1 protein-coding gene and 1 pseudogene are annotated in these 1176 nt (G+C 41.9%); both read left to right on the top strand.

Annotation, left to right across the window (positions count from 1 at the left end; genetic code table 11):
• The first annotated feature begins 95 nt into the window (after positions 1–95).
• The gene (locus A3735_RS27780; protein WP_068511741.1) at positions 96–476 is read left to right on the top strand and encodes a phasin family protein; all 381 of its coding nucleotides are present in this window, start codon (positions 96–98) and stop codon (positions 474–476) included.
• 154 nt (positions 477–630) lie between these two features.
• Positions 631–1176, top strand: a pseudogene (locus A3735_RS27775) (hypothetical protein); the annotation flags it as partial.

Here is a 1176-nt window from a genome sequence, read left to right as displayed (position 1 = left end):
TCTAGTATTACAATCGAATAGAAATATCTCTGACATAAAAGTGTCTTAATATGCCAAGGATATGTTTTGTTAAACCCAGTGATGAGGATAGGGAATTGAATACAGATTTTTTGAAAGATCTAAACGAAAAAGCAAAGGAATCACTGGCGCCTATGAGTAAAGTTGGTGAGTTAATGACCAGCTCTATGCAGGAAACCTTCAAAGCACAAATGGAGTCGGCGAAAAAATATTCAGACTTTGCATCGGCCCGTTTTAAAGCATTTACCGAAGTAAAGGACCCTGAGTCTTTACAGGATTTCTTTAAAGAGCAGATGGAAGCTTTTGGCGAGCTAAACGAGCAGATGATGACTGATATTCAAGCACTTAGCGATGCTGGAAGTAAGTTTCGTGAAGAGTTGGAAGAAATTATGAAGTCGGCTTCAGAGCCCAAAACTGAAGCAAAACCAGCTGCTAAAGCGACAAGTAAAGCAAAGTAGTGGTATGACAATGAAGGCCAGTACTACTTAGCAGTTCTGGCCGTTCATGACTTTTTTCGCAGGCACTTTCTCCATACCGCTATCTATACCTCTAGATTGGGTATTTAGCCCTTTTGGCTGCCTGTTCTATAAGAATAATTAGGAACACGCTCTTATGACGAAAAACCTTTTTGATAATCCCTATTGGAAAATGAGTGCCAAGGCAATGGAAGAAAGCCAGCGCGCTTTAACTTACCTTTCAACTCAATTGAATGAAGAGCATGGTAGCTTGCAGGCTGTTGCCAGTGATGCTACAGAGTCTTATCTAAAGTATGTCCAAGAGGTTGTAAAGCATCCTTGGGAAACGACAAAGCAAACGGCAGACTTGGGCAAGAATTACTTTCGTGTCGTTAAGTCGGCTTTATCGCAGGTTGCGGGTCGAGAGGTTGAGCCGGTCGTTGAGGCGGAAAAAGGAGATTTTCGATTTAGTGATGAAGGCTGGGTTGAAAACGCTTATTTTAACTTTATCAAGCAAGCTTATTTGGTGACCGGTCGTGCATGGTTAGATAGCATTAATTCTATGCCAGGCCTTGATGATAAAACGCGTAGCAGAGCAGAGTTTTTTGTCAGGCAGCTCGTTAATGCCGCATCACCTTCAAACTACATTCCTACAAACCCAGAGCTTTTAAGTCTTACGATTAAAACTCGCGGTGCCAATCTG

The organism is Oleiphilus sp. HI0061 (assembly GCF_001635675.1).
The sequence above is the reverse complement of the archived record's forward strand: the minus strand, read 5'-3'. Positions and strand labels throughout refer to the sequence as shown.